This window comes from Micromonospora humi (assembly GCF_900090105.1).
Taxonomy (GTDB): domain Bacteria; phylum Actinomycetota; class Actinomycetes; order Mycobacteriales; family Micromonosporaceae; genus Micromonospora; species Micromonospora humi.
On sequence record NZ_FMDM01000015.1, the window covers coordinates 160954 to 185685 of the forward strand.

The 24732-nt window shown below is 74.6% G+C and carries 26 protein-coding genes and 1 pseudogene; 8 read left to right on the top strand and 19 right to left on the bottom strand.

What is annotated here, in order from left to right:
- Positions 1-59: 59 nt before the first annotated feature.
- The 5 genes from GA0070213_RS25495 to GA0070213_RS25515 form a co-directional block, all read right to left on the bottom strand.
- Complete coding sequence (locus tag GA0070213_RS25495) at positions 60-1313, bottom strand: outer membrane protein assembly factor BamB family protein (RefSeq protein WP_091070007.1); 1254 nt, start codon at positions 1311-1313, stop codon at positions 60-62.
- Positions 1314-1500: 187 nt separating this feature from the next.
- Entirely contained in the window at positions 1501-1983 is a 483-nt protein-coding gene (locus GA0070213_RS25500) for an SRPBCC family protein (RefSeq protein WP_091070010.1), read from the bottom strand.
- Positions 1984-2094: 111 nt separating this feature from the next.
- Entirely contained in the window at positions 2095-2304 is a 210-nt protein-coding gene (locus GA0070213_RS25505; RefSeq protein ID WP_091070013.1) for a DUF397 domain-containing protein, read from the bottom strand.
- A gap of 147 nt (positions 2305-2451) precedes the next feature.
- Positions 2452-3651: a fumarylacetoacetase gene (gene fahA, locus GA0070213_RS25510; RefSeq protein ID WP_091070016.1), complete on the bottom strand. Its 1200-nt coding sequence runs from the start codon at positions 3649-3651 to the stop codon at positions 2452-2454.
- Positions 3648-4508 carry a hypothetical protein gene (locus tag GA0070213_RS25515; RefSeq protein WP_175441487.1) on the bottom strand — a complete coding sequence of 287 codons (861 nt, stop codon included), beginning with the start codon at positions 4506-4508 and terminating at the stop codon, positions 3648-3650. Before GA0070213_RS25515 ends, fahA begins: the two co-directional genes overlap by 4 nt.
- 93 nt (positions 4509-4601) lie before the next feature.
- Between GA0070213_RS25515 and GA0070213_RS25520 the strand changes: the two genes are divergently transcribed.
- On the top strand, positions 4602-5768 hold the full coding sequence (locus GA0070213_RS25520) for a homogentisate 1,2-dioxygenase (RefSeq protein ID WP_091070022.1): 1167 nt from the start codon (positions 4602-4604) through the stop codon (positions 5766-5768).
- 51 nt (positions 5769-5819) lie between these two features.
- On the opposite strand, the gene GA0070213_RS25525 is transcribed toward GA0070213_RS25520, so the two are convergent.
- Genes GA0070213_RS25525 through GA0070213_RS25535 form a run of 3 tightly spaced genes read right to left on the bottom strand, consistent with a single transcriptional unit; the run spans position 5820 to position 9307 of the window.
- Positions 5820-6860 carry an NAD(P)-dependent alcohol dehydrogenase gene (locus tag GA0070213_RS25525; protein ID WP_091070024.1) on the bottom strand — a complete coding sequence of 347 codons (1041 nt, stop codon included), beginning with the start codon at positions 6858-6860 and terminating at the stop codon, positions 5820-5822.
- A gap of 9 nt (positions 6861-6869) precedes the next feature.
- Positions 6870-7868 (bottom strand): tetratricopeptide repeat protein, encoded by a 999-nt coding sequence (locus tag GA0070213_RS25530; protein ID WP_091070091.1) that lies wholly within the window; start codon positions 7866-7868, stop codon positions 6870-6872.
- A 47-nt stretch (positions 7869-7915) separates the two neighbouring features.
- Positions 7916-9307: a BTAD domain-containing putative transcriptional regulator gene (locus GA0070213_RS25535; protein ID WP_245716547.1), complete on the bottom strand. Its 1392-nt coding sequence runs from the start codon at positions 9305-9307 to the stop codon at positions 7916-7918.
- A gap of 149 nt (positions 9308-9456) precedes the next feature.
- Here GA0070213_RS25535 and GA0070213_RS25540 point away from each other — a divergent pair, with 149 nt between their 5' ends.
- Positions 9457-9987 carry a hypothetical protein gene (locus GA0070213_RS25540; protein ID WP_091070027.1) on the top strand — a complete coding sequence of 177 codons (531 nt, stop codon included), beginning with the start codon at positions 9457-9459 and terminating at the stop codon, positions 9985-9987.
- A 35-nt stretch (positions 9988-10022) separates the two neighbouring features.
- Here the strand turns inward: GA0070213_RS25540 and ispF are convergent, their stop codons facing one another.
- The 3 genes from ispF to GA0070213_RS25555 are packed head-to-tail and all read right to left on the bottom strand — an operon-like array spanning position 10023 to position 11766.
- Positions 10023-10505 carry a 2-C-methyl-D-erythritol 2,4-cyclodiphosphate synthase gene (gene ispF / locus GA0070213_RS25545; RefSeq protein ID WP_091070029.1) on the bottom strand — a complete coding sequence of 161 codons (483 nt, stop codon included), beginning with the start codon at positions 10503-10505 and terminating at the stop codon, positions 10023-10025.
- Between the two features lie 26 nt (positions 10506-10531).
- Positions 10532-11227 carry a 2-C-methyl-D-erythritol 4-phosphate cytidylyltransferase gene (gene ispD / locus GA0070213_RS25550; RefSeq protein ID WP_091070031.1) on the bottom strand — a complete coding sequence of 232 codons (696 nt, stop codon included), beginning with the start codon at positions 11225-11227 and terminating at the stop codon, positions 10532-10534.
- Positions 11228-11280: 53 nt separating this feature from the next.
- Positions 11281-11766, bottom strand: a complete 486-nt coding sequence (locus GA0070213_RS25555) for a CarD family transcriptional regulator (protein WP_013288937.1) — start codon at positions 11764-11766, stop codon at positions 11281-11283.
- A 327-nt stretch (positions 11767-12093) separates the two neighbouring features.
- On the opposite strand from GA0070213_RS25555, the gene GA0070213_RS25560 reads away from it, so the two are divergent.
- Entirely contained in the window at positions 12094-12789 is a 696-nt protein-coding gene (locus GA0070213_RS25560; RefSeq protein WP_091070033.1) for a hypothetical protein, read from the top strand.
- Positions 12790-12796: 7 nt separating this feature from the next.
- Here GA0070213_RS25560 and GA0070213_RS25565 read toward each other — a convergent pair whose 3' ends face one another.
- The 4 genes from GA0070213_RS25565 to GA0070213_RS25580 form a co-directional block, all read right to left on the bottom strand.
- A complete protein-coding gene (locus tag GA0070213_RS25565) occupies positions 12797-13396 on the bottom strand; it encodes a hypothetical protein (RefSeq protein ID WP_091070036.1) in 600 nt (199 codons plus the stop codon).
- A 25-nt stretch (positions 13397-13421) separates the two neighbouring features.
- The gene (locus GA0070213_RS25570) at positions 13422-14471 is read right to left on the bottom strand and encodes a type III polyketide synthase (protein ID WP_091070094.1); all 1050 of its coding nucleotides are present in this window, start codon (positions 14469-14471) and stop codon (positions 13422-13424) included.
- Positions 14472-14541: 70 nt separating this feature from the next.
- Positions 14542-15708 (bottom strand): acyl-CoA dehydrogenase family protein, encoded by a 1167-nt coding sequence (locus GA0070213_RS25575; RefSeq protein ID WP_091070038.1) that lies wholly within the window; start codon positions 15706-15708, stop codon positions 14542-14544.
- A gap of 42 nt (positions 15709-15750) precedes the next feature.
- The gene (locus GA0070213_RS25580; protein WP_091070041.1) at positions 15751-16506 is read right to left on the bottom strand and encodes a methyltransferase domain-containing protein; all 756 of its coding nucleotides are present in this window, start codon (positions 16504-16506) and stop codon (positions 15751-15753) included.
- 45 nt (positions 16507-16551) lie between these two features.
- Between GA0070213_RS25580 and GA0070213_RS25585 the strand changes: the two genes are divergently transcribed.
- From GA0070213_RS25585 to disA, 4 genes are all read left to right on the top strand, one after another.
- A complete protein-coding gene (locus tag GA0070213_RS25585; protein WP_091070044.1) occupies positions 16552-17391 on the top strand; it encodes a UbiA family prenyltransferase in 840 nt (279 codons plus the stop codon).
- A 142-nt stretch (positions 17392-17533) separates the two neighbouring features.
- Positions 17534-18325, top strand: a complete 792-nt coding sequence (locus tag GA0070213_RS25590) for a hypothetical protein (protein WP_091070047.1) — start codon at positions 17534-17536, stop codon at positions 18323-18325.
- Between the two features lie 105 nt (positions 18326-18430).
- Positions 18431-19879 (top strand): DNA repair protein RadA, encoded by a 1449-nt coding sequence (radA, locus tag GA0070213_RS25595; RefSeq protein ID WP_091070097.1) that lies wholly within the window; start codon positions 18431-18433, stop codon positions 19877-19879.
- Between the two features lie 144 nt (positions 19880-20023).
- A complete protein-coding gene (gene disA, locus GA0070213_RS25600; RefSeq protein WP_091070100.1) occupies positions 20024-21211 on the top strand; it encodes a DNA integrity scanning diadenylate cyclase DisA in 1188 nt (395 codons plus the stop codon).
- A 6-nt stretch (positions 21212-21217) separates the two neighbouring features.
- Here disA and GA0070213_RS25605 read toward each other — a convergent pair whose 3' ends face one another.
- The 3 genes from GA0070213_RS25605 to GA0070213_RS25615 all read right to left on the bottom strand — a co-directional run bounded on the left by GA0070213_RS25605 (position 21218) and on the right by GA0070213_RS25615 (position 23169).
- Positions 21218-21991: a hypothetical protein gene (locus GA0070213_RS25605; protein WP_091070050.1), complete on the bottom strand. Its 774-nt coding sequence runs from the start codon at positions 21989-21991 to the stop codon at positions 21218-21220.
- A 105-nt stretch (positions 21992-22096) separates the two neighbouring features.
- Positions 22097-22660 carry a peptide deformylase gene (locus GA0070213_RS25610; RefSeq protein WP_091070053.1) on the bottom strand — a complete coding sequence of 188 codons (564 nt, stop codon included), beginning with the start codon at positions 22658-22660 and terminating at the stop codon, positions 22097-22099.
- Positions 22657-23169 carry a glycine cleavage system transcriptional repressor gene (locus GA0070213_RS25615; protein ID WP_091070056.1) on the bottom strand — a complete coding sequence of 171 codons (513 nt, stop codon included), beginning with the start codon at positions 23167-23169 and terminating at the stop codon, positions 22657-22659. The genes GA0070213_RS25610 and GA0070213_RS25615 overlap by 4 nt, the downstream gene beginning before the upstream one ends.
- A gap of 97 nt (positions 23170-23266) precedes the next feature.
- Between GA0070213_RS25615 and GA0070213_RS25620 the strand changes: the two genes are divergently transcribed.
- The gene (locus GA0070213_RS25620; protein ID WP_091070058.1) at positions 23267-24166 is read left to right on the top strand and encodes an HhH-GPD family protein; all 900 of its coding nucleotides are present in this window, start codon (positions 23267-23269) and stop codon (positions 24164-24166) included.
- Positions 24167-24250: 84 nt separating this feature from the next.
- Here GA0070213_RS25620 and GA0070213_RS25625 read toward each other — a convergent pair.
- A pseudogene (locus GA0070213_RS25625) lies at positions 24251-24732 on the bottom strand (AAA family ATPase); the annotation flags it as partial.

Below are 24732 nucleotides of genomic sequence, written 5' to 3' on the forward strand. Positions count from 1 at the left end.
ACGCCTGGCGTCGAGAAGGGGCCCCTTCTCACCTGCCGGCTCGGCCGAGCGCCGGGTGCTCAGGTGGCGGCCAGGAGGACGGGCTCGGCCATCAGGAAGTAGCCCTGGTCGTCGTCCGTGGCGGTGGCGTCCTCACGGACCCGCTCCACGGCGACGTAGCCGCCCACCGCGTACGCCCGTCCCGGCTGCCAGCCGATCCCGTCCCGGCCGGCGGTGAACACGAACTCCGACCGCGTCGCACCGGTGAGCGGGTCGATCGTGACCAGTTCCCGCCGGTCGGTCAGCAGGTGCACCCGGCCCGGCTCGGTGGCGAGCACCCGGGCCGGGTGGATGTCCGCCCGGCGCCACAGTTCCTCCCCGGTTCGCGGGGACCGCCCGGTCACCACACCGCCGGAGGTGTCCACCACCCGCTCACCGTCCAGCGCCGACTCCGGACGGTCCAGGCCCGGCGCGGCCGTCGGCTCACCCGGATCGGTCACCAGCCAGCCCCGGCTGCCCCCACCGTCCGGTCCGGCGGTACGCAGGCCACGGCAGCCGGAGTGCCCGTCGCGGCAGCCGACCGGGGTGACCACGAGTCGGTCCGGCGCGTCCGGCGGCCGCCAACGGGTGCGGACCACGCCGGTCGCCGCGTCCCGCAGCTCGACCGAGGGCGGCCCCGCGCAGGTGTCCACCCCGACCATCTCGCCGCTCGCGGTGCTGCCCACGTCGACCCGGCAGCCCCGGCCCACGTCCGCGCGCCAGAGCCGGCGGCCGTCGGTCAGGGCGTACCCGCCGACCGCGCCCGGACCGGCGGCGAGCAGCACGTCGACGCCGTCGACGGTGCGCGCCAGGTGCAGGCCGGCCGGGTCCCAGACCGTGGCGGCGAACGTGCGGCGGGGCTTCGGCACCGACCCCGGCGCCGGCCCGTCGGCCCGCCAGGACACCCGGCCGGTACGCGCGTCCAGCGCCACCAGCCTCCCGTCGGACCAGCGGCTGACCACCGTGGTGCCCTCCGCGAGCACCCCGACCAGCTTCGCCGGCCAGCGACGGTAGGACCAGAACGGGGTGACCCGGTGCCGGCCGGTGACCGGCTGGTCGGCGTACACCTGGCGGGCGCCGGCGTAGACGCGGAGCCGGCCGTCCACGACCAGCGGGGCCACCGGCAGCCGCCCGATCACCCCGGCGGTCGGCGCGGGCGCCGCCGGGTAGGGGTCGCGGGCCACGGTCTCGACCTCGGCCGGCGCGAGCACCCGGGCGACCACGGCGACCGACGCCGCGACGGCCAGCACCGCCACCAGCGCCACCACGGCCCGCCGCCTGCCGGTCTTCGCCATCCGCCACCTCCGCCCCGGCACCCTACCGGCCGGGGCTGGAGCGCGAGCCGATCGCCCGGTTACCGCCACGGGCCGGCGGCTCCCCACTGCTGTCTCCCGCAAGCTTCGGGTGCGTTTCCGGGTGCCGGCACGGCACGGACGGCGGCGTGGCAGAGCGACGCGCCACGGCGGCAGGCGGTGGGGCGGCTCAGGCGGCCTCGGCGGAGCGGGCGGAGCCGGCGGCCAGGGCCAGGTCCGCCAGGTCACGCCGGAGCGCACCCTCCACCGCCCGGGCGGCCAGGCCGCCGAGGATCAGGGCCAGCACCCGGCCGTACGGCCGGGTCGGCACCGCCTCCTGCTGGACGGTGACCTCGGTGCAGCCGCGTCGCCGCCGCTCGACAGTGCGCAGCGTCCAGGTGATCCGGTAGTCGACGCCGGCGCCGCGCGAGCAGAGCACCACCTGGCGCGGTGCGGTCGCCTCGACCACCTCGAACTCCTCCGCTTCGGACCCGCCGTCCGGCCGGACCCGGGACTCCCGCCACGAGGTGCCGGGCCCGAATCCGCCGCCGGTGAGCACCTCGACCGCGCCCACCGCGGAGAGCCAGTCGGCGCGGGCCGGGAGATCGGTGAGCAGGCGCCACAGATCGGCATCCTGCGCTTCGATGAAGGCGGAAACGGTCACCGTCGACATGGCACCTCCCGTGTCGTCCACGGTACGGGCCGTCACCGGCCGAGGGGAGCCCCAGAGTGACATTTCCACCACCGGCGCCCCGGACGGGGCGCCGGGGTCCGGCGGGATCGGTCAGCCGTGGAAGGCGTCGCCGCGCAACGCCTCGACGAACGCGGTCCAGCCCGGCGGGCTCACCGCGAGCGTCGGTCCGTCCTGGTCCTTCGAGTCGCGTACCCCCACCACGCCGTGCGCGGTGACCACGTTGGTGGCCACCTCGACGCAGAGGCCCTGATCGTTCGAGCGGCTGCTGGTGCGCCAGACGGCGCCGGTCAACTCGGTCATGCTCGGTCCTTCCTGTGTGCACTCCTCGCGTGCGCCCCCGGACCGGCACCGCCCGGGGTGCACGCGACCCGCGTCGATCAACGCACAACGAAACGGCCCCGGTCGCACAGCGGGTGCGATCCGGGGCCGTCGATACGGAAGGCGAAGCTAGCGGGCCGGGAGGACCGTCCCGGTGACCTCGCCGAGCGCGATCGTGGTGCCGTCCGGACCGGGCGCGGTGGCGGTGATCGTCACCGTGTCGCCGTCCTCCAGGAAGGTCCGCTGGCTGCCGTCGGCGAACTTCACCGGCTCGGCTCCGCCCCAGGTGAGTTCCAGGAACGAGCCGACCTGGCCGCGTTCCGGGCCGGAGACGGTGCCGGAGGCGTAGAGGTCGCCGGTGCGCAGGGACGCCCCGTTGACGGTGAGGTGGGCGAGCTGCTGGGCCGGGGTCCAGTACATGGTGGCGAACGGCGGCTCGGCCACCCGTTCGCCGTTCCACTCCACCGCCAGGGTGAGGTCCAGCCCGAGGTGCGGGGTGTCGCGGAGGTAGTCCTGCACCGGCGGATCCTGGTCGGGCGCGGGCACGAACGCGTCGGCGAGCGCCTCCAGCGGCGTGACCCAGCCCGACACGGAGGTGGCGAACGACTTGCCGAGGAACGGGCCGAGCGGCTGGTACTCCCAGGCCTGGATGTCCCGGGCCGACCAGTCGTTGACCAGCACCACGCCGAAGACGTGGTCGGCGAAGTCGGTCGCGGGCACGCGGTCGCCGAGCCGGCTCGGCACACCGACCACGAAGCCGACCTCGGCCTCGATGTCGAGGCGGACCGAGGCGCCGGTGGTGGGGCCCTGCGCGCTGGCCCGCTGGCCGGTGGGACGGACCACCGGGGTGCCGGAGACGACCACCGTCCCGGCCCGGCCGTGGTAGCCGATCGGCACGTGCTTCCAGTTCGGCAGCAGCGGCGGCTGGCCGGGCCGGAAGATCTGCCCGACGTTCCCGGCGTGGTGCTCGGAGGAGTAGAAGTCGACGTAGTCGGCCACCTCGAACGGGAGCAGCAGCTCGACCTCGACGACCGGCACCAGCAGCGGCTCCACCGCCGGCTGGTGCGCCTGGTCGGTGAGCAGCTCGGTGACCCGCGCCCGGACGGCGGTCCACTGCGGCCGGCCGAGCGCCAGGAAGGCGTTCAGCGTGTGGTGACCCAGCGCCCCGCCGGCGAGCACCAGACCGGCCGCCTCGGCGCCGGCCAGGTCGAGCACGAGGTCACCGATCCGGACGCCGATCCGCGGCTCGCGGTCGCCGTGCCGGAACACGCCGTACGGCAGGTTCGTCACCCCGTACGGCGACCCCGCCACCCCTGCAACCCACGTCATGCGTCGTAGCCTCCGTTCACCAGCCCCAGCCGGATCAGATCGGTCAGTGGCTCGGAGATGCTGCACGAGCCGTACCCGACCCAGAGCGGGCGCGGAGCCTCGCGCCGGGCCCGGGCCGACTCGACCACCCGCAGCGGATCGGTGGCGGCCAGCAGCTCGGCCACCCCGTCCACCTCGGTGCCGTCGACGGCGGCCAGCGTGGCGGCCAGCACGTTGACGAAGCCGTGGTGGGTGAAGCCGGTCTCCGGGTCGCGGTGCCGGATCGCGTGGTGCAGCCCGGCGGTGAGCTTGAACGGCAGGTCCCGCTCGCGGCAGGCGCAGATCACGGCGGCCAGCTCGACCGGCGTCGGGAACAGCTCGGCGGCCAGCCCGCCGGTGCGGAACTTGGCCGCCACCGGCAGCCCGTCGGCGCGTGCCCGCGCGAGCGAGTCCAGCGCGCCCATCAGCCCGAAGGTCAGCGGGATCTCCGCGTAGACGGCGGTGCCGTCGAGCCGGCCGGCGAGCGCGATCAGCTCGGCCAGGCCGGGCTGCGGGTCCTCGCCGCGTTTGGCGACCGGCGCCTCGACCTGCCGGGCGGTGACGCCGTCGGGCGTCAGTGCCGACAGCGCGGCGGGCAGCTGGTCGAGGCCGGTGTCACCGATCAGCCCGATGACGAGGCCCGGCTCGACCAGGCCGCTGAGCGCGCCGCGCTGGATCTCCGAGGCGGGCAGCAGCAGCGGGCCGACCAGGTCGGCGTACCAGGCGTCGCGGTACCGGCGGTGCGCGGCCACCGCGTCGGGCAGTGCGGCGTTGCCCGGGGGGAAGACCGCGGCGTCGTCCACCAGGCCGGCGAGGAGGCGGGGCACCTGCGTTGACACGAGACAAGAATGTACGGGACGCTACGAGGAACGGACAACCGCGTCCGATTATCGGACGCCACCGGCCGGAGACGGGACATAACGGGAGGCGAAATGCCCTACTACCGCAGCGTGGGCGAGGTGCCCCGCAAACGCCACACCCAGTTCCGGCAGCCCGACGGCACGCTCTACGCGGAGGAGCTGGTCGGCCAGGAGGGCTTCTCCTCCGACTCGTCGCTGCTCTACCACCGCCACGCGCCGACCGCGATCCTCGCCGCCGAGGAGTTCGCCCCGCCCACCGTCACGCGGGTGCCGAACCTGCCGCTCAAGCCGCGCCACCTGCGCACCCACAAGCTCGACGGCACCGGCGCGGACCCGGTGCTCGGCCGGCAGTACCTGCTCGCCAACGACGACGTCCGGATCGCGTACGTGCTCGCCGACCGGCCCTCGCCGCTGTTCCGCGACGCCACCGGCGACCACTGCCTCTACCTGGAGTCCGGCTCGATGCGGGTGGAGTCGCCGTTCGGCGTGCTCGACGCGGTGGCCGGCGACTACGTGGTCATCCCCACCTCGACCATCCACCGCCTGGTCCCGACCGGCGACGAGCCGACCCGGCTGCTCGCGGTCGAGGCGGCCGGCCACATCGGCCCGCCCAAGCGCTACCTCTCCGTCCGCGGGCAGTTCCTGGAGCACTCGCCCTACTGCGAGCGCGACGTCCGCGGGCCGGACACCCCGCTGCTCGTCGACGGCGAGGAGGTCGAGGTGCTGGTCAAGCACCGGCGCGGATGGACGAGGTACGTCTACGCCCACCACCCGTTCGACGTGGTCGGCTGGGACGGGCACCTGTACCCGTGGGCGTTCTCCATCCACGACTTCGAGCCGATCACCGGGCGGATCCACCAGCCGCCGCCGGTGCACCAGACGTTCCAGGGCCCGAACTTCGTGATCTGCTCGTTCGTGCCGCGCAAGGTCGACTACCACCCGGCCGCGATCCCGGTGCCGTACAACCACCACAACGTCGACTCCGACGAGATGCTCTTCTACACCGGCGGCAACTACGAGGCCCGGCGCGGCTCCGGCATCGAGCAGGGCTCGATCTCGCTGCACCCGTCCGGCTTCACCCACGGCCCACAGCCGGGCGCCGCCGAGCGGTCCATCGGGGCGGACTTCTTCGACGAGCTGGCGGTCATGGTGGACACGTTCCGCCCGCTGGACCTCTGCGACGCGGGCACCGCCTGCGAGGACGACGGCTACGCCTGGACCTGGGCGCGCCAGCCCTGACGTACGACGAAAGGGGCCGCGCGGACGCGGCCCCTTGTCGTGTGTCGATCGTCAGAACGTCGAGGCGTCGATGACGAAGCGGTAGCGCACGTCGGACGCGAGCACCCGCTCGTACGCCTCGTTGATCTTCTCGGCTCCGATCACCTCGATCTCGGCACCCAGCCCGTGCTCGGCGCAGAAGTCGAGCATCTCCTGGGTCTCGGCGATGCCGCCGATCATCGAGCCGGCGAACGACCGCCGGGCCGGGATCAGCGAGAACGCGCGCACCGACAGCGGGTCCTCCGGGGCGCCCACGTTCACCAGCGTGCCGTCCACGGCCAGCAGCCCCAGGTAGGCGTCCAGGTCGATGGACGCGCTGACGGTGTTGACGATCAGGTCGAACGAGCCGGCCAGGTCGGTGAAGGTCGACTCGTCGGAGGTGGCGAAGTAGTGGTCGGCGCCGAGCCGGAGCCCGTCCTCCCGCTTCTTCAGCGACTGGGACAGCACCGTCACCTCGGCACCCATGGCGTGGGCCAGCTTCACGGCCATGTGGCCGAGGCCGCCCATGCCGACCACGGCCACCCGCTTGCCCGGGCCGGCGTTCCAGTGCCGCAGCGGCGAGTAGGTGGTGATGCCGGCGCAGAGCAGCGGCGCGGCGGCGTCCAGCTCGATGCCGTCCGGGATCCGCAGCACGAAGCCCTCGGTCACCACGATGGCCTGCGCGTAGCCGCCCTGGGTCGGCTTGCCGTCCCGGCCGACCGCCCCGTACGTGCCGATGTTGCCCTTGAGGCAGTACTGCTCCAGGCCCTTGCGGCAGTTGTCGCACTCCCGGCAGGAGTCGACCATGCAGCCGACGCCCACCCGGTCGCCGACGGCGAACTTCGTCACCGCGGAGCCGACCTCGCGCACCACGCCGGCGATCTCGTGGCCGACGACGATCGGGTAGGTGGTCGGGCCCCACTCGCTGCGCGCGGTGTGGATGTCGGAGTGGCAGATGCCGGCGAACTTGATGTCGATGAGGACGTCGTCCGGTGCGAGGTCCCGCCGCTCGATCGTGGTCGGCGTGAGCGGGTCGGTCGCGGAGGTGGCCGCGTAGGCGTTGACGGTGAGCATCCGAATTTCCTACCCCCGGCGGAACGCGGCGAACCCGGCGACCACCGTGGCGGTGATCGCACCCACAAGCGGCCACGGGCCGCCGACCAGGGCGTACAGCGCCAACAGCACCGGTGCCGCGGCCACCGCGTAGACGGCCGTCGACAGCCCGCGCGACATCGCGTCGCGCACCCCGGGCAACCGGGACGCGGGCAGGCCCGCCAGCAGCCCGACCCCGACCGCCGCCAGCGCGGCGAGCAGCCGGGACGCGCCCGGCGCGGCCGGGGCCAGCGCGGCGACCAGCACGGTGAGCACCAGCGACCAGCCGGCGGCGGACAGCACCAGCCGGCGCAGGCCGGTGTCGGCGGTCCGCACCGGGTCGGGGCCGGTCGGGGAGATGTCGGCCACCGCGGTGAGGTGCTCCAGCGCCTCCGCGTAGCGACGCCGCTCCAGCCGCGCCACCCCCGGGTCCTGCCCCGCCCCGGCCAGCTCCGGACCCAGTCGCAACGCCTCCCGGTAGGCCCGCTCGGCCAGGTCGAACAGCTCCAGCCGTACCGAGACCAGGCCGAGCACGAGGTGCGCCTCCGGCTCGTCCGGGGCCAGCTCGACACCCCGCCAGGCCGCGTCCAGCGCCGGCTGCCCGTTGCGCGCGGCGGAGAGGATCGCGGCGGCGCTGCGCTGCGCGTACGCGTCGGCGGGGCCGAGTGCCAGGATCTCCTCGGCGGTGCCGGCGGCGGCCTTCCAGCGCTCCAGGTCGAGCAGCGCGAGCCCGCGTGTCACCAGCGCCGGCACGGTGCCCGGAGCAGCCGAGACGGCCGCCTCGGCCACGGTGAGCGCCTCGGCGGGACGGTCGGCGGCGAGCTGCATCCGGGCCAGCATGGTCAGCGCCTCAAGATGCGCGGGCTCCGTGGCGATCAACGCGGTGAGCTCGCCGATCCCCTCGTCGTAGCGGCCCAGCTCGGCGAGGAGGTGGGCGCGTTGCAGGAAACCGTCGGCGGCGGACTGGTCTTCGGCGGCGTCACTGGGCATCCCGGCGAGCCTAGCCGCCCGGGTCCGTCCCGTACCGGCCGGCGCGGTCAGGCGCTGCGGCAGGGCGCGTCCGCCCGGCCCCCGCAGGTGCCGAGGCTGCACCACCGCCGCAGGCCGCTCCCGTCGAGGAACAGCCACCCGCAGCGCTCGTCCGGGCAGGCCCGGACGGTGAGTCGGCCCGGGTCGGCGAGCAGGTGCGCGCCACTGAACGCGACGGCGTGCAGCGGCAGCCGCAGCCCGGCCGTCAGGTCGGCCCGCCAGCGACCGCGCCCGTCCGCCGCACGGCGGAACACCATCGTCCGGGCGGCCGCCTCGGCAGCCCGGGCGACCGCGTCGAAGGCCCGGTGGTCGGCCGGATCGACGAGGCTGGCGTAGAGGGCGGCGCGGAACGCACGGGCCTCGGCGAGCACCGCCTCGGCCGTGGCCGGGTCCCGTCGGGCGAGGTGCAGCAGGCGGTTGACGGCGACCTCGTCGGCGAGCCCGGCATGACCGCTCCAGACGGCGAGGGTCCGGTAGCCGCGCAGCCACTCGGCGCCGGGCAGTGGGGATTCCCTGCCCCACCCGGCCAGGGTGTTGCAGAAGTCCAGCGCCGGATGCCCGCCGACGCTCCAGGGGAGGTTCTCGTCGCGGACCCGTACCTCGTACACCGGCCGACCGGTCCGGTCGAGCCGGTCGTCCCCGTCCAGCACGCGGCGGTGCACCTCGCGCAGCCGCGGCCCCGGCTCGACGCCGAAGTCCGCCCTCAGCAGCTCCCGGGTGGTGCGGTACAGCCGCGACGCCTCGGCCCGGCGGTTCCCCCGGTAGAGGGCGGTCATCAGCACCGCCACCAGCTGTTCCCGAACGGGATACCGGTCGGCCAACGGCATCAGCTCCGCGATGACGTGCGCGTGCTGGCCCAGCGCGAGCTGCGCCTCGGCCCGTAGCTCCACGGCGACCAGCCGCAGTTCCTCGACCGTGCCGTGCAACCGGTCACGCAGTTCGCCGTCCGCGGCGTCGGCGAGCAGCGGCCCACGCCAGAGGGCGAGCCCTCGGTCGAGCAACCGCGCCCGCTCGGCGGGGTCGGCGGCCACACCGGCCGCCCGGACCAGCGCGCCGAACTCGTCGACGTCGACGCTGATCCCCTCCCCCTCGACGGCGTAGCCCTCACCCCGGGTGCTGATCCGCACCCCGTACGGCTTCAACGCACCCCGTAACCGGCCGACGTACGTCTGCACCGCGCCGCGCGCGGCAGCCGGCGGCCGGCCGTTCCACAGCAGGTCGATGAGGCGGTCCGTGGGCACCACCCGACCGGTGTCGAGCAGCAGCATCCCGAGCAGGCAGCGTTCCTGCCGCCGGCTGCCGATCTCGACGGGCCGGCCGTCGTGGCGGGCCTCGAACGGCCCGAGCAGGCGGAATTCCATGTCGAACAGGACGGTCCGGCCGGCCCGGGCGGTTGTCATCCGGCGGTGAGCGCACGGTCGGGCGCCCCCGCCGACCGACACGGAGCCGGGTCGGACGCCCCCGTCACCGCCCGTGCGCGGTGAGCCGGTGGTGATCCGCCCCGAGGACGCTGGGACCCGCCCTGACCAGCAACACGGATGGAGTGAGCATGCGTTTCAGCGGGATGAGTATCGCGGTGGCGTCGGTCGTGGCGGCCGTGGTCGCGGCCCTGCCCGGATCGGCGTCCGCCAGCGGGGGTGAACGCACGTCCGGCGCCTGGGTGCCGGCGCCGCAGGAGGCGTTCGAGATGCCGGCCGGCGCCCGGTGCGAGTTCGCGGTACGGGTCGAGCCGATCGTCGACGAGGTGCGGAAGCTGACCCTGGCGACCTACCCGGACGGCTCACCGAAGCGGGAACTGTTCACCGGCGCCCTCGTCGACCGGGTGACCAACCTGGAGACCGGAGCCACCTCCACGGCGGACGCGAGCGGCACCTCGCTCGTCGTCTACGGCACCGACGGCTCGATGACCTGGTACGTCACCGGTCCGGTGCTGCTCGGCTTCCGGGAGGACGCGGGCACGCTGCCGAAGGGCCTGTGGATCGTCGACGGCCAGTTCCGGGTGGAGTTCACCCCGAGCTTCGACAAGACCATCACGATGCTCCACGGCACGACCCACAACGTCTGCACCGACGTCGACTGATCCGGGCGCGGTGACCGGGGCCCCCGGTCACCGCGTCAGTCCGCCGGCGCCTCGTACACCAGCGCCACCGCGATACCGGCCAGACCCTCGCCGCGCCCGGTGAAGCCGAGACCGTCGGTGGTCGCCGCGGACACCGTGACCGGTGCACCCACCGCCTCGGAGAGCACCCGCTGCGCCTCGTCCCGACGCGGCCCGATCTTGGGCCGGTTGCCGACCACCTGCACGGACACGTTGCCGATGGCGAAGCCCGCCGCCCGCACCCGGCGGGCGGACTCGGTCAGCAACGCCACCCCGGAGGCGCCGGCCCACTCCGGCTGGTCCACCCCGAAGTTCGCGCCCAGGTCGCCGAGGCCGGCGGCGGAGAGCAGCGCGTTGCAGGCGGCGTGCGCGGCCACGTCGGCGTCCGAGTGGCCGGCCAGGCCGTCCTGGTCGGGCCAGTGCAGGCCGGCGACCCAGCAGGGCCGCCCGGCCGCGAACGCGTGCACGTCGGTGCCGACAGCCACCCGAGGAACGATCATGACCAGAGGGTACGCGGGGCGCGCGGTCAGGCGCCGGTGGTCAGGAGGTGTTCGGCCAGGGCCAGGTCGAACGGGCGGGTGATCTTCAAGGCCAGTTCGGAGCCGGGTACGCAGAACACCGCCACGCCCTGCTTCTCCACCAGGCCGGCGTCGTCGGTGAGCGGGTCACCGGCCGCCCGGTGCGCGGCGGTCAGCACCGGCCGGCGGAAGCCCTGGGGCGTCTGCACCGCCCGCAACGCCGACCGGTCGACCGTGCCGAGCACCCGCTCGGTGGCGTCGACCTCCTTGACCGTGTCGACCACCGGCAGCACCGGGATCACCGCGTCGCGCCCGTCGCGGATCGCCGCGGCCACCGACTCGACCAGCTCGGGTGGGGTGAGCGCCCGAGCGGCGTCGTGCACCAGGACGATCTCCGGCCCGGCGGGCACGGCGGCGAGGGCGGCGGCCACGGACGCCTGGCGCTCGGCGCCGCCCGGCACCACCGTCACCGGCGCCACCGGCGCGAGCAGTGCCCGCACCGACTCGACGTCGGCGGCCGGTGCGGCCACCACGATCGTGTGCACCGAGGGCGCGGCGGCGACGCGCCGGACGGCGTGCACCAGCAGGGGCTCGCCGGCGAGCGGTCGGAGCGCCTTGGGGGCGCCCGGCCCGAGGCGTACGCCGGCACCGGCCGCAGGAACGAGGACCGCGACGTCACCGCGCGGGTTGAGCTGCGCGGTCACGTCGCGGTCCTCGGTTTCGTTCGCTGTGGTGCGGGTAGAGGCAGAGTTGCGGATCAGGCCTCGGTCAGCACCTTGTCGAGCAGCGTCTCCGCCTCGTCCTTGGTGCTCTTCTCGGCCAGCGCGACCTCGCCCACGAGGATGTCACGGGCCTTGGCGAGCATGCGCTTCTCGCCCGCCGACAGGCCCCGCTCCCGCTCCCGGCGCCACAGGTCGCGGACGACCTCGGCCACCTTCAGCGGGTTGCCGGAGGCCAGCTTCTCCAGATTTGCCTTGTAACGCCGCGACCAGTTGGTCGGCTCCTCGGTGTGCGGTGCACGGAGCACGTCGAAGACCTTGCCCAGGCCCTCTTCGCCGACCACCTCGCGCACACCCACGATCTCGGCGTTCTCGGCAGGCACCCGGACCGTCAGGTCACCCTGTGCGACCCTCAGGACGAGGTATTCCCTGGGCTCGCCCTTGATGACCCGAGTCTCGATTGCCTCGATGAGTGCGGCCCCGTGGTGGGGGTAAACAACGGTCTCGCCGACACTGAAAACCATAGGTTCGAAACCCCTTTCGCTGTGTCTAGGGTAACACGCTCAGGCACCGATGTCTCACCGCTGTCCTGACCGTTGGCGCAGCTCAGGGGCCCTGTGAGAGGTATTTCTTCGGCTTGACAGGAGGTCAAGTCGATGGTTCAGACACGCTCCGTGACGAAGACATGACAACCGGGTGCGGGCGGCCGGAGCGGTCGGGATCTAGGGCAATGCGCTCCTTCCATGGTAGCTCCGCAACTCCGTCCGCGCCCAGGTGTGGCGGTACGGCCCCCGGTGCGGGACGCTGGTGGTGGACGTGACGTCCGCTCACCGAGACGTTCTGGGGGTCCGATGGGCGTGCCTGACGCGGACGGCCAGGGTCCGCCGGACGGCCTCCCCGGGCTGCCCCCGGAGTGGGGCCGGGTGGTCGTCCCCGACGACGCCTCGGCGCTCGCCGAGGAGGCCCGGCAGGTGCGCCGCGAGTTGCGCCGCGGCCCCCGGCACACCCACCGGCCGGCCCGGGTCCGGCTCGGGCTCCCCCTGCTGGTGCTGCTGGTCTCGATGCTGGCCACGCTCGCCGGGCTGGCCGCGGTCACCTGGCCGCGTCCGCAGCGCTCCGGTGACGCACCGACCGTGCTGCCCCGGGCCACCACGGCGGCGCCGTCCGCGGTCGGCCCGCTGCCCGCGCTGGACCTGGTCGGCGCCGACGACACCCCGGTCCCGCTGCGCAGCCTGCTGCCCGCCATGATCATCCTGGTCGACGCCTGCGCCTGCGCCGACGAGGTCGGCACCGCGGCGGCCACCGCGCCCGCCGGAGTCACCGTGGTCACCGTGACCGAGGGCCGCCGCGCCGGGCCCGCCACCGCCACCGGCGTACGCCCGCTCGGCGACCCGGCCGGCGGCCTGCGCTCCTACCTGCACCTCGCGGCCCAGCCGGGCACCGGCGTCGCGCTGCTGGTGGACCGCCAGGGCAGGCTGGTGCGGGTGGTTCCCGAGCTCGGCCCCGCGACCGACTACCGGGACGACCTGGTCCGCCTGGCCGGCTGACCCGGGCTCAGTAGAGCGCCTCCAGGCGGGCGTCCAGCTCGGCCTCGCCCCGCAGCGGCTCGAACCGCACCAGCACCGGGGCGCCGGAGCCCTCCAGCAGCGGAATGTCCAGCCGGGAACCGCAGCTCAGCACCCGCTCCGTATCGCCGGCCCCGGCCCCGGCGACGCGCAACGCGACAGCCGCCCCGGCACCGGAGCACCGCACCGACAACCGGTACGTGTCGCCCGACGAGGGGTTCGCCTGGCGGACCACCGCCGGCGCGCCAGGCGTCAGCCGGGACGTCTCTCGCCACACCACGTGCGAGACCTCGAGCGGACGCGTCGACCCGTCCGGGTCGACGTGGATGATCACCGAGCGGTCCGGCCCCGGACCCACCTCGCCGGTGTCGGGGTCGACGGCGACCACCGCCGGGTCCCGGCCGGCCGGCGGGGCCTCACCGACCGCGCCCTCGACCTCGACCCGGGACCGGACGAGGTCCTCGGTCGTCGAGCCCCCGGTCGCGCCGAGCCAGGGCGCCGTCGACCGCCACCACCATGCGCCGAGCGTCAACGCCAGCACGGTCAGGCCGACCAGCATCGCCGACCGGATCCGCTCCTCGGAGGCCATGCCCGTCAGGGTAACGGCGGGCCGGTCAGCCCGTGCGCTCCAACAACGCCGCGTAGAGCGTCAGCCCCGGCCCGAACGCGAGCATCACCACCCGACGTGGCGGCGACGGCGTACGGGCCAACCGGTCCAGGATCAGCAGCACCGTCGGGGACGAGCAGTTGCCGTGCTCGGCCAGCGTCTCCCGGGACGCCGCCAGCGCCGTCGGCGGCAGGGCCAGCTCACGCTCCACCACGGTGAGGATGCGCGGCCCGCCCGGATGCACCGCCCAGCCGTCCACCCCGGACCGGTCGCACCCGTGCCGGGCCAGCAGGCCGTCCACCAGGTCGCCGACGAACCGGGAGAGCACCTTCGGCACCTTCGGCGACAGTCCCATCCGGAAGCCGCTGTCGGTGACGTCCCAGGTCATGTGGTCGGCCGTGGAGGTGTCCGTGACGGAGGTGACCTCGCGTACCGCGTACCCCCGGCCGCCGGGCACGACCACGGCGGCGACCGCGGCGTCCGAGAAGAGCGCGTGCGAGACGATCTGCTGGGTGTCCACCCGGGTGCCGGCCGGCTGGATGTGCAGGCTGGTCAACTCCGCGCAGAGCAGCAACGCGGGCCGCTGCCGGGCGGTGACGAAGTCGCCCGCCGCGCCCAGCCCCGGCAGGGCCGCGTAGCAGCCCATGTGGCCGACGAACATGCGCTGGGTGTCCGGGGCCATGCCGAGGTCCCGGGCGAGCAGGATGTCCAGGCCCGGGGTGGCGTACCCGGTGCAGGAACAGACCACGAACAGGCCGATGTCGCCGGCGTCCAGGCCGGCGGCGGTGAGCGCGCGGCTGACCGCCTCCTTGCCCAGCGGCAGCGCCTCCACCTGGTAGCGGCGCATCCGACGCTCGGTCGGCCACTCCGAGACGTCCTCCAGCAGCGGGTTCACCGCCGCCTGCCGGCGGGTCACCCCGGAGTTGGCGAAGATCCTCTCGGCCAGCGCACGGGTGGTGCCCGAGAAGTGCTTCTCGAAGAACCCCGTCCACAGCTCGTCCTGCGCGGCGCCCGGCGGTTGCGCCATGCCCAGACCCGCGATCACCGGTACGCCCACGTCCCCCACCTCAGCTTCGGTCAGTCCTGCGGCCATGGAACTCCGGCTCGAACCGGCTCACTCCTCGCGCTCACCAACGAGGGACCGTGCCGTCCCGGTCCGGGTCGCCGCCGAGCGCGGCGATGCCGAGCCAGTCGGCGCACACGTCGGAGGTGGCCGGGTGCAGCGAGCCGCACCGGGCGTCCCGGTAGAGCCGCTCCAGCGGATGGCCCCGGCGGGTCGCCGAGGTGCCCGCCGCCTCCAGCACGGACGCCGCCACCTCCGCGGCCGTGGTGCCGGCCAGCAGCTTGGCCCGCCACACCCAGCGGTTCGTCTCGGCGGAACCGGGCTCCTCGTCGACCCGGCGCGCCGCCTCGGCGACCACCAGCTCGGCGGAGGCGGTGGCCGCGTCGGCCCGCCCCAGCCGGGCCCGGACCGCCGGCAGGCCGGCCAGGTTCCGGGAGTTCAGGTGCTCGGCCGCGGCGTCGACGGCGGCCCGGGCCACCCCGACGTAGACCGCGGCGTAACTGGCCACCAGCCAGTGCGGCATGAGCTGGGCCACCACCAGGGCCAGCCCCTCCACCCCACCGAGCAGCCGGTCGGCCGGGACGGTCACGTCCAGGTGCAGGTCGTGCGAGGAGGTGGCGCGCATGCCGAGCGAGTCCCAGGTCGGCTCGACCGTGATCCCCTCCCCGGCCGGGACCAGGAACTGGGAGACCACGGACGGGTCGGTGGCGCTGCGCGCGGCCACCAGATAGCCGTCCGGGTGGCCGGCGCCGGAGCAGAAGGTCTTGCTGCCCTTGACGTGCCAGCCGCCGTCCACCGGCTGGTAGACGGTGCTGAGCTGGGACAACCGGGCGCCGGCGCCGCGCTCGCTCATCGCCACCGCGTACCAGGCGCCGTCGGCCGCGGCGCGCAGCAGCCGGTCCCGGGCGGCCAGCGCCTCGTCCGGTACGCCGAGCGCCTCGGCCAGTTCCTCGGTGACCGCGCCCAACGCCCCGGTCACCGAGGCGTGCATGTTGAACACCAGCGCGGTGGCGCCGTTGCCCCGGGCCAGTTCGGTCGCGACGGCGGCGTACTCGGCGAACGTCGCGCCCGACCCGCCCAGCTCGCGCGGGACCATCAGCCCGAACAGGCCGGCCTCGCGCAGGTCGGCGAAGTCCTCCACGGGGAACGAGCCGTCCCGGTCGTGCGCGGCCGCGCGGGCGGCCAGTCGCGGCGCCAACCGGCGGGCCGCCTCCAGCGCGTGCACAGTCATGTCCGCCCCCTTCTCGACGTCCCTTACCCCGGGTGGTCCCGGCTACCCTTCCCGACGCCCGCTGCCCTGGTAGAGGACCGCGGTCGACCGGGTCGGCACGATGCGCGGCTCCGTCCGGACCGGACGGTCGGCGCCCCGCCACCGACGCAGCAACCACGCCAGCGTGCCGCCCAGCTCCGGCCGGACCCCGCGCAGCCGCAACGCCACGCCGTGCCGGGCGCACTCGGCCACCAGTGCGCGGGCGTCCACGAACAGCCGGTGGTCGTGGATGCCGCGTGGCACCGTGGGCAGCCGTTCGCCCAGCTCCACCGCGACCAGCCGGGCCAGCAGCGTGTCGTTGAGGGTGTCCAGCACCAGCAGGCCGCCGGGGCGCAGCAGCCGGCACGCCTCGGCCACCGCCCGTCGCCAGTCCGGCACGTGCTCCAGCAGCTCACCGGCGGAGACCACGGCGGCGCAGCCGTCGGCCAGCGGCACCGCGGTGGCGTCACCCTGGAGCACTGTCACGCCGTGCGCGGCGGCCTGGTCGAGCGCGGAGCGGGTCAGGTCCACCCCCACGTGCCGGTAGCCCTTGCCGGCCAGGTGCGGCGCGAGCAGCCCGGCACCGCAGCCGAGGTCGACCAGCAGCGCGTCCTGGGTGGACGCCGGGGGCACCAGGGCCGCGCGGGCGCGGGCCAGCCAGTGCAGCATGGCGAAGGCGCCGTCCGGCCGCCACCACTCGCCGGCCAGGTCGTCGTACTGCCGGGGGTCGTTCGGGGGCAGCGCCCGGCGCGGACCGACCACCGGGGACGCTTCTGGCATGGACCGAGCGTGGCACGACTCCCCGGTAACGACCAGACTTCCCTTATGTCGACGCGGGTGTTAGGGCTGGTCAGGGCGAGCCATCCGGAGCCGGCGGCGGCGGTCGTCGTGGTCGCCGCGCTGCTCGCCGCCGCCGTCGGGCACACCGCCGCCGGAGTCGTGACGGTGGCACTGACGGTGCTCGCCAGCCAACTCGCCGTCGGGTGGAGCAACGACCTGATCGACGCCGAGCGGGACGCCGCGGTGGGGCGTACCGACAAGCCGGTGACCACCGGCGCGGTCGCCCGGCCGACGCTGGCCCGGGCCACCGCGGTGGCCGCCGTCGCCACCCCGCTGCTCGCGCTGGCCGCCGGTCCGGCCGCGGCGGCGTGCGCCACAGTGGGGCTGGTCTCCGCGCTGCTCTACAACAAACCGCTGAAGTCGACGCCGGTGTCGGTGCTCCCCTACGCGGTCTCGTTCGGCGCGCTGCCCGCGTTCGTGGTGCTGGCCCTGCCCGGGGCGCCCGCTCCGCCGGCCTGGCTGGTGGCCGCCGCCGCGCTGCTCGGCGCCGGGGCGCACTTCGCCAACGTCCTGCCCGACCTGGCCGACGACGCCCGCACCGGGGTGCGCGGGCTGCCGCACCGGCTGGGGCCGGCGGGCAGCCGGCTGGCCGCCGCCGGGCTGCTCCTCGCGGCCACCGTCGCCCTGGTGTTCGGCCCACCCGGGCCGCCGTCGTGGACCGGCCTGTCGGCGGTCGCCGCGGCCGTCGCGGTGCCGGTCCTCGGGTGGTACGCCGGACGCGCCACCGCCAAGGCCGGCGGCCGTCCGGTGACCGCCTTCCGGGCGGTGCTGGTGGTCGCGCTCATCGATGTGGTGCTGCTGGTGGCGAACGGCCGGGTGGTCTGACGAGTCCCCTGCCGAGGTGGCATTGCCGGGTCCGCGTGCGGGCCTCGATCAGCTCCAACTACCCTGGAGCGCGGTCTGCGCGGGTATGGCCACCCCGTGCCCGGGGATCGACCGGGCGGGGATCGTGACGAGGAGGACCGACGTGACGCGCTCGATCAGGGGTTCCCGGGGGCCGGCCCTGCTGCTGGCCGGCACGGCGGCGGCGGCGAGCCTGCTGCTGTCCGGGTGCGGCGCCGGGCAGATCGCCGAGACCGCCAACAAGATCCCGTCGGTACAGGGCGTGAACGTCCAGACCTCCGACAACCTCTACCAGGTGCGCGGGCTGTACGTGCAGTTCCCGGGGCCGAAGGGCTACGAGGCGGGCGCCGACGCGCCGCTCAACGTGGTGATCTACAACGACAGCAAGGCGCCGGTGACGGTGACCGTCACCACCGACAGCGCGCGCGAGATCGTGCTCACCGGCGGCGCCGGGTCCAGTGGCGCGGCCACCCCGACCGGGTCGCCGACCGAGCCGGCCTCCGCCTCGCCCACCGCCGCCGACCCGAGCGCCTCGCCCAGCCAGTCGCTCGAGGTGCCCGCCTCCCCGTCGGCCGGCGAGTCCGGCTCGGCCAGCCCGTCGCCGTCGGAGAGCGCGTCGCCGTCGGAGAGCGCGTCGGCGCCCGCCGGCCAGCCGGCCCGGATCGAGATCCCGGCGCTCGGCTACGCCCAGCTGAACAGCGGCAACCCGCGGTTCCTCCAGCTCGTCGGCCTGAACCAGAAGCTGCTCGTCGGCCAGCAGGTCAACCTGACGTTCGACTTCGGCAACGGCAACGTGATCAAGACCCCGGCGCCGATCGGTGTCCCGCTCACCCCGGAGGCGCCGCCGTCGCCGGTCGTCAACCCGCGTGAGCACTCCGCCGAAGAGGGTGGCTCCGAGGGCGGCAGCCACGGCTGACGCCGTACCGTCTCCGTCGACACCGCCGCGGTGGCCTGCGCCACACCGGCGGTGTCGTCGTTTCTCCGGTGGGCTTTCGTCGCACCGCCCGGTTAGCGTCCGGTGGTGACCACGCCCCGATCGACCTCCTCCCGCGCCGGTGCCGGCCGTGGCCGCGCCGCCGCCCGCGAACCCCGCCCGGCCTACGAGTGCGACGCCTGCGGTCACCAGCCGCCCAAGTGGATGGGCCGGTGCCCCGAGTGCGGCGAGTGGGGCTCGGTGGTCGAGTCGACGGTCACCGGCCCGCTGGTCTCCGGCCGGGTGGTCAGCTCCCGGATGCCGGCCGAGCCGGCCCGTCCGATCGCCACCATCAGCGCCGCGCCGGCCCGGGCCCGGCCGACCGGGGTGAGCGAGCTCGACCGGGTGCTCGGCGGCGGCCTGGTCCCCGGCGCGGTGGTGCTGCTCGCCGGCGAGCCTGGCGTCGGCAAGTCGACCCTGCTGCTCGACGTGGCCCAGCAGTGGGCCGCCGGTGCGGGCAGCCCGTCGCTGGTGGTCAGCGGTGAGGAGTCGGTCAGCCAGGTCCGGCTGCGCGCGGAGCGGATGGGCACCCTGCACGACCAGCTCTACCTGGCCGCCGAGAGCGACCTGGCTGCGGTGCTCGGTCACCTCGACGCGGTCAAGCCGGGCCTGCTGGTGCTCGACTCGGTGCAGACCATCTCGACCACCGGCACCGAGGGCGTGCCGGGCGGCGTGACCCAGGTGCGCGCGGTCACCGCCGCGCTCGTCGCGGTCGCCAAGGAGCGTGGCGTCGCCACCGTGCTGGTCGGGCACGTCACCAAGGACGGTCAGGTGGCCGGCCCCCGGGTGCTGGAGCACCTGGTCGACGTGGTGTTGCACTTCGAGGGCGACAAGCACTCCTCGCTGCGCATGGTGCGCGGCGTGAAGAACCGGTTCGGCGCGGCCGACGAGGTGGGGTGCTTCGAGATGCACGAGGGTGGCATCAGCAGCCTGGCCGACCCGTCCGGCCTGTTCCTGACCCGCTACTCCGAGCCGGTGCCGGGCACCTGCGTGACAGTGGCCATGGAGGGCCGGCGGGCGCTGGTCACCGAGGTGCAGGCGCTGATCGGCGCGACGGTCGCCGGCTCGCCCCGGCGCACCGTCTCCGGCCTCGACAGCGCCCGGCTGGCCATGGTCCTCGCGGTGCTCCAGCGCCGCACCGAGCGGCTGACGCTGCACGACCGGGAGGTCTTCGCCGCCACCGTCGGCGGCATCCGGGTGGTCGAGCCGGCGGCCGACCTCGCGGTGGCGCTCGCGGTGGCCTCCGGCGGGCTCAACCTGGCGCTCAACCCGCACCTGGTCGCCATCGGCGAGGTCGGGCTCACCGGCGAGGTGCGGCGGGTCGGCGCGGTGCCCCGCCGGCTGGCCGAGGCCGCCCGGTTGGGCTTCCGGCTCGCCCTGGTCCCACCCGGTTGCGGCCCCGGCAGCAGCGGCGTAGCCCCGGAGAACATGCGCGTGATCGAGGTCACGGATGTGCGTGCCGCGCTCCAGGCTGCCGCCCGCGCATCCGCCGAGTGACCGTGAGTGCACGCGCGCGGCGGCTGCGGCCGGACGATTCCGGACAGGCCACGCGGTCCACCGAGGGCCGGACGAGCCCGGCATCGTGACACATCACAGTAACCACGAGAGCACCCACCGCACCGCAGTCCGTAGACTGTGCCCGTGCCGATCGACCGCGATGCCACCAAGCCCGCAACGGCGACGCCGCACGCCCGCACCGGTGCCGTGAGCGGCAACCCCACCCGCGCCATCAGCGTGAGCGTGGCCGGGAGCGTCGGCGGCGCCGGCGCCGACCCGCTGCGCGCCAACCTCGCCCTCATGGCGCCCGGCACCGCGCTCCGCGACGGCCTGGAGCGGATCCTGCGCGGTCGCACCGGCGCGCTGATCGTGCTCGGCTACGACAAGGTGGTCGAGCAGATCTGCACCGGCGGCTTCCCGATGGACGTGGAGTTCTCCGCCACCCGGGTCCGCGAGCTGTGCAAGATGGACGGCGCGGTGGTGCTCTCCAGCGACGGCACCCGGATCGTCCAGGCCGGCGCGCACCTGATGCCCGACCCGTCCATCCCCACCGAGGAGTCCGGCACCCGGCACCGCACCGCCGAGCGGGTGGCCCGGCAGACCGGCTACCCGGTCATCTCGGTGAGCCAGTCGATGCGGATCATCAGCCTCTACGTCAACGGCCAGCGGCACGTGCTGGACGACTCGGCGGCCATCCTGTCCCGCGCCAACCAGGCCCTGGCGACGCTGGAGCGCTACAAGCTCCGGCTGGACGAGGTCTCCGGCACGCTCTCCGCGCTGGAGATCGAAGACCTGGTCACCGTCCGCGACGCGGTGGCGGTGGTGCAGCGGCTGGAGATGGTCCGGCGGATCGCCGACGAGATCGCCGGCTACGTGGTGGAGCTGGGCACCGACGGCCGCCTGCTGGCCCTTCAGCTCGACGAGCTGATGGCCGGCGTGGACGCCGACCGCACCCTGGTCATCCGCGACTACCTGCCGGTGGGCCGCAAGTCGCGCACGCTCGACGAGGGGCTGGTCGAGCTGGACCTGCTCAGCGCCACCGAGCTGATCGACCTGGTGGCGGTGGCCAAGGCCATCGGCTACCCGTCCGCCTCCGACGCGCTCGACGCGGCGGTCAGCCCGCGCGGGTTCCGCCTGCTGGCCAAGGTGCCCCGGCTGCCGGCGGCCGTGGTCGACCGGCTGGTGGTGCACTTCGGCAGCCTGCAGCGGCTGCTCGGCGCGACCGTCGAGGATCTCCAGGCGGTCGAGGGAGTGGGCGACGCCCGTGCCCGTGGGGTCCGCGAGGGCCTGTCGCGGCTCGCCGAGGCGTCCATCCTGGAGCGGTACGTCTGATCCGCCTCAGCCGGTGACGGTCAGCTTCACCGGCTCGCTGATCTTGGTGCCGACCCGGGCGAAGACCTGGTACGTGCCGATCGGGGCGTACGGCCCGGCGGCCAGCCCGTCGGCGCAGCGGCTGGTGTCCCGCCCGTTCCAGCCCAGTTCGTAGGCGCGCTCGAAGTTCGGCGTGAACGACTGCACGTCCGAGCCCTTGCCGGTGCCGCAGGTGTCGGAGGACCAGACCTTCTCCGCGCCGGCCTTGACGTAGAGCTCCTGGAGGTCGGCGCCGACGTCACGGCTGCACGTCCGGTTCGAGACGTTCTTGATCTTGAGGTGCAGCGTGACCACGGTGCCCCGCTGGGCGTTGGCCGGCACCGCCACCGGCGTCACCCGGATCTCCGAGTCGGTGCAGGCGCCGTCGGCGGAGACCGGTTCACCGGACGCGCCGCCGTCACCCGTGCCCGACCCGCCGCCCGTGCTCGTGCCGCCGTCGGTGCCCGTGCCACCGCCGGTGCTCGTGCCACCGCCGGAGTCGGTCCCGCCGCCGGTGTCACCGGAGGCGCCCGGCGAGGGCGACGGAGCGGTCGACTGCGGGGCCAGCACCGAACCGGACGGGCCCGGGGCGGCCCCGGCGGAGCCACCCGGCGACGGGTCGCCGCCCGGTGCGCCGGTGTTCTTGTTCGTGCCGGTGCAGGAATAGAGCAGGACAATCAGGAAGAGCAGCCCCGCGCCGAGCACGACGGCACGACGCCGCCAGTAGACAGCGGGGGACAGGGGGCCGACCGTCAGACGCATGATGCGCCTACCGTAGCCGCGTGGCGCTCGGCGCGCCGGTCCGACGCGCCGGTAACCGCGTGCAACACCCACCCGAAAGTCCACAGTGGATGCCCACGGTCGCCGTCAGAGATAGACCTTGCGCTGGTAGACGGCGTGCGCGCCGGCAACCTGGTCGAGGAAGAGCAGACCCGCGCAATGGTCGATCTCGTGCTGGAGCGCGCGCGCCTCGAAACCGTCGGTAACCAGCCGGACCGGCTCGCCGCTCCCCGGCAGCACGCCCTCCACCACCAGGCGGCTGGCCCGCTTCACGTCACCGGTCAGGTCCGGCACCGACATGCAGCCCTCCCGGCCGGCCTTCCACCGGCTCGCCTCCACCACCCGGGCATTGCAGAGCACGAACGTGCCGTGCACGGTGACCGCCTTCGGGTGCCCGGTCACGTCCACCGCGAACACCTGCGCGCTCACCCCGATCTGCGGGGCCGCCAGACCCACACAGCCCGGCGAGACCCGCATGGTGGCCACCAGGTCGGCGGCCAGCCGCACCACCTCGGCCGAGGTCGGGTCGACCTCCGGACCGGGCCGGCTCAGCACCGGCTCCGGCGCGGCCACCACCGCACGCACCTCGCCCGGGACACCGAGCTTCGCCGGCGTCCAGCCACCCAGGCCGGCGTACTCCGGGCCGGTCACAGCAGGTCCGTGTCCGCCGGGCGGAGGCTGACGCCGACGCCCAGTTCCGCCGCGACGCGGGTGAGCCGGCCGGCCACCTCGTCCGAGCTGCCCGGCGGCAACTCCACCTCGGCGACCACCACGTAGAGCGAGCCAGTCAGCCGGGTACTCAGGTCGGTGACGTTGCCACCGGCGTCGGCCAGCACCCGGGTCATCGCCGCCACGATGCCCATCCGGTCGGCGCCGTGCACCGCCAGCACGTACGGCTCGCCGGCCGGCTCGCTGGCGCCGTCCGGGGTGACCGCGCGTACGGTGGCCAGCAGGTGCCCGTCGGCGGCGAGCGGGGCGAATGCGGCCTCGACGTCGGCGGCGGCCGGCCCCACGCAGATCAGGGTCATGGCGAAGTGCCCCCGCAGCCGGGTCATCGTCGAGTCGGTGAGGTTCGCGCCGAGCCCGGCGAGGACCTCCGCGACGTCGGCGACGATGCCCGGTCGGTCCCGGCCGATGACGGTGATCGCGAGCTCGTTCATTCGGACATTCTGCCCCGCCGCCGAAGATCCACCTCACCGGGCCTACCCGGCCCGCCCACCCTGCGGGAAAACCGACCGTGACATCATCGGCACCGCCATGACTGAACCCACATTCGCCACCCAGGTCAGCCGGTGGTACGAGCGCAACGCCCGCGACCTGCCGTGGCGCAAGCCCGGCATCGGCGCCTGGGCGATCCTGGTCAGCGAGGTCATGCTCCAGCAGACGCCCGTGGTCCGGGTGGTACCCGCCTGGGAGGCATGGCTGGCCCGCTGGCCGGAGCCGCGCGCACTGGCCGAGGACACCCCGGCCGAGGCGATCCGGATGTGGGGACGGCTCGGCTACCCCCGCCGGGCGGTACGCCTGCGCGAGTGCGCGGTGGCGATCGTGGAGCGGCACGGCGGCGTGGTGCCCGACCGGCTGGAACAGTTGCTGGCGTTGCCCGGGGTCGGCACGTACACGGCCCGGGCGGTGGCCGCGTTCGCGTACGGGCAGCGGCATCCGGTGGTCGACACGAACGTTCGCCGGGTGGTGTGCCGCGCCGTCGCCGGGGAACCGGACGCCGGACCGACCACCCGCCCCGCCGACCTGGTCGCCACCGAGGAGTTGCTGCCGGTCGAACCGGCCGCGGCGGCCCTGGCCAGCGCGGCGTTCATGGAACTCGGCGCGGTCGTCTGCACCGCACGGGCACCTCGCTGCGCGGTGTGCCCGGTCGAGGCCACTTGCGCGTGGCGGGCCTCCGGTCAGGCCGCGCCGGAAGGCCCCAGCCGCCGCCCGCAGCGCTACGCGGGCACCGACCGGCAGGTACGCGGCCTGCTCCTGGCCGTGCTCCGGGAGACCGCCGGACCGGTGCCGCACCAGCGACTGGACCAGGTCTGGCACGACGACGTGCAGCGGGCTCGGGCGCTGGCCGGCCTGGTCACCGACGGACTGGTGGAGCCGGTGGGCCCGGAGTCCTTCCGGCTGGCCGGGGACGGCCCACCCGTCCCCCTTCCCTGACGGCGCTCCCGGGCGCGGAAAGGCGACGGCCCCGGTGGCTCTCGCCTACCGGGGCCGTCGCCCTGGAACCAGTCTCGCCCGAACTTACGCGGCGGTGTCGTCCGCGCCGGTGGCGGCGGCGCCGAGGTCCGCCGGGACCGCGTCCGGCACGGCAGCCGGCTGGTCCGTGCCCCGGAAGACGAGCTTGGACTTGTCGATGTTCTCGGGGTCGCCTTCGCAGTCGACGACGACGATCTGGCCGGGGGTCAGTTCGTTGAACAGGATCCGCTCGGACAGGTTGTCCTCGATGTCACGCTGGATCGTGCGACGCAGCGGACGGGCGCCGAGCACCGGGTCGAAGCCCTTCTTCGCCAGGTACTTCTTGGCGTTGTCGGTCAACTCCAGACCCATGTCCTTGTTGCGCAGCTGACCCTCGATCCGCTGGATCATGATGTCCACGATCTGCAGGATCTCGTTCTCCCGCAGCTGGTGGAACACGATCGTGTCATCGATACGGTTGAGGAACTCGGGCCGGAAGTGCTGCTTGAGCTCGTCGTTGACCTTCTGCTTCATCCGGTCGTAGTTCG

Bases quoted from the DNA above. Each gene is read 5' to 3' on its own strand.
- GA0070213_RS25495 (WP_091070007.1), bottom strand. From the start codon at position 1,313: ATGGCGAAGACCGGCAGGCGGCGGGCCGTGGTGGCGCTGGTGGCGGTG.
- GA0070213_RS25500 (WP_091070010.1), bottom strand. From the start codon at position 1,983: ATGTCGACGGTGACCGTTTCCGCCTTCATCGAAGCGCAGGATGCCGAT.
- GA0070213_RS25505 (WP_091070013.1), bottom strand. From the start codon at position 2,304: ATGACCGAGTTGACCGGCGCCGTCTGGCGCACCAGCAGCCGCTCGAAC.
- fahA (WP_091070016.1), bottom strand. From the start codon at position 3,651: ATGACGTGGGTTGCAGGGGTGGCGGGGTCGCCGTACGGGGTGACGAAC.
- GA0070213_RS25520 (WP_091070022.1), top strand. From the start codon at position 4,602: ATGCCCTACTACCGCAGCGTGGGCGAGGTGCCCCGCAAACGCCACACC.
- GA0070213_RS25525 (WP_091070024.1), bottom strand. From the start codon at position 6,860: ATGCTCACCGTCAACGCCTACGCGGCCACCTCCGCGACCGACCCGCTC.
- GA0070213_RS25530 (WP_091070091.1), bottom strand. From the start codon at position 7,868: ATGCCCAGTGACGCCGCCGAAGACCAGTCCGCCGCCGACGGTTTCCTG.
- GA0070213_RS25535 (WP_245716547.1), bottom strand. From the start codon at position 9,307: ATGACAACCGCCCGGGCCGGCCGGACCGTCCTGTTCGACATGGAATTC.
- GA0070213_RS25540 (WP_091070027.1), top strand. From the start codon at position 9,457: ATGCGTTTCAGCGGGATGAGTATCGCGGTGGCGTCGGTCGTGGCGGCC.
- ispF (WP_091070029.1), bottom strand. From the start codon at position 10,505: ATGATCGTTCCTCGGGTGGCTGTCGGCACCGACGTGCACGCGTTCGCG.
- GA0070213_RS25555 (WP_013288937.1), bottom strand. From the start codon at position 11,766: ATGGTTTTCAGTGTCGGCGAGACCGTTGTTTACCCCCACCACGGGGCC.
- GA0070213_RS25560 (WP_091070033.1), top strand. From the start codon at position 12,094: ATGGGCGTGCCTGACGCGGACGGCCAGGGTCCGCCGGACGGCCTCCCC.
- GA0070213_RS25565 (WP_091070036.1), bottom strand. From the start codon at position 13,396: ATGGCCTCCGAGGAGCGGATCCGGTCGGCGATGCTGGTCGGCCTGACC.
- GA0070213_RS25575 (WP_091070038.1), bottom strand. From the start codon at position 15,708: ATGACTGTGCACGCGCTGGAGGCGGCCCGCCGGTTGGCGCCGCGACTG.
- GA0070213_RS25580 (WP_091070041.1), bottom strand. From the start codon at position 16,506: ATGCCAGAAGCGTCCCCGGTGGTCGGTCCGCGCCGGGCGCTGCCCCCG.
- GA0070213_RS25585 (WP_091070044.1), top strand. From the start codon at position 16,552: ATGTCGACGCGGGTGTTAGGGCTGGTCAGGGCGAGCCATCCGGAGCCG.
- GA0070213_RS25605 (WP_091070050.1), bottom strand. From the start codon at position 21,991: ATGCGTCTGACGGTCGGCCCCCTGTCCCCCGCTGTCTACTGGCGGCGT.
- GA0070213_RS25615 (WP_091070056.1), bottom strand. From the start codon at position 23,169: ATGAACGAGCTCGCGATCACCGTCATCGGCCGGGACCGACCGGGCATC.
- GA0070213_RS25620 (WP_091070058.1), top strand. From the start codon at position 23,267: ATGACTGAACCCACATTCGCCACCCAGGTCAGCCGGTGGTACGAGCGC.